The 435-nt window shown below is 55.8% G+C and carries 2 protein-coding genes; both read right to left on the minus strand.

The window, feature by feature from the left end; translation table 11 throughout:
• Positions 1-120, minus strand: a 120-nt coding sequence (locus AC1D0P_RS30015; RefSeq protein ID WP_477680065.1) for an undecaprenyl diphosphate synthase family protein, incomplete at its 3' end; no start/stop codon positions are given.
• A gap of 39 nt (positions 121-159) precedes the next feature.
• Positions 160-435: ribosome-recycling factor (locus tag AC1D0P_RS30020; RefSeq protein ID WP_477680064.1), on the minus strand; the 276-nt coding region annotated here is incomplete at its 5' end.

The following is a 435-nucleotide window of genomic DNA, read 5'->3' on the forward strand; positions in this document are numbered from 1 at the left end:
TTCCACGCCCTTGCGGKGGCCCATGGTGCGCGGCAGGCCGCGTTGTTTGGCCCAGCGGCCATTGCCATCCATGATGATGGCGACATGAGCAGGGACCTTCGCGGTCAGATTTGCATCCATCTGTAGCTTCTGCCTCCTGATCGAGGAATAACCCCGACATTAAACCTGCATGATTTCCTTTTCCTTATCGTGAAGCAAGCGATCGATCTCTGAAATCGTCTCGTCCGTCATCTTCTGCACTTTTTCGGAATTGGAACGGCTGTCATCCTGGCTCATATCGCCGTCCTTTTCGGCTTTTTTAAAGCCGTCCATGCCGTCGCGACGAACATTTCGCACCGCGATCTTGGCCTTTTCGGCATAGTCATGCGCGACCTTCACCAGCGACTTGCGGCGCTCTTCGTTGAGCTCCGGCAGCGGGATGCGCATGTTCTGACC

It is taken from the genome of Polaromonas sp. P1_G2 (assembly GCF_056405515.1).